This window comes from Gilvimarinus sp. 1_MG-2023 (assembly GCF_030548285.1).
Window position 1 is genome coordinate 1 of sequence record NZ_JAUOSC010001220.1, and the last position, 259, is coordinate 259.

Annotated in this window: 1 protein-coding gene; it reads right to left on the reverse strand. The window is 57.5% G+C overall.

Annotated features, from left to right (window positions below):
* Window positions 1-259: vitamin B12 dependent-methionine synthase activation domain-containing protein (locus tag Q4563_RS20750; protein ID WP_303605862.1), on the reverse strand; the 259-nt coding region annotated here is incomplete at both ends.

A 259-nucleotide genomic window follows, 5' to 3' on the forward strand; every position in this document is an offset into this window, starting at 1 on the left:
GCTCGGCTTCAATCCCGGCGGTGACAACAAACGCTCCCATGTAATCCTGTTTGCCATGGGTGAGCTGATCTTCTGGTGTGACAAAATCCGCCAGCGAGTAATTGGGCTGGTCGTTGGGTTTGTCGGTCTGCTGGCGCAGGTGATGCAGAATGGCCAGTTCTTCGGATGGGTTGTCCGGGTTGAAGATCACGGTGTCGTCGTTGCCCCGTTTGGCCGCAGGCCAGAGGCCAATTACAGCACGGGCGCGGAACAGCTTTTC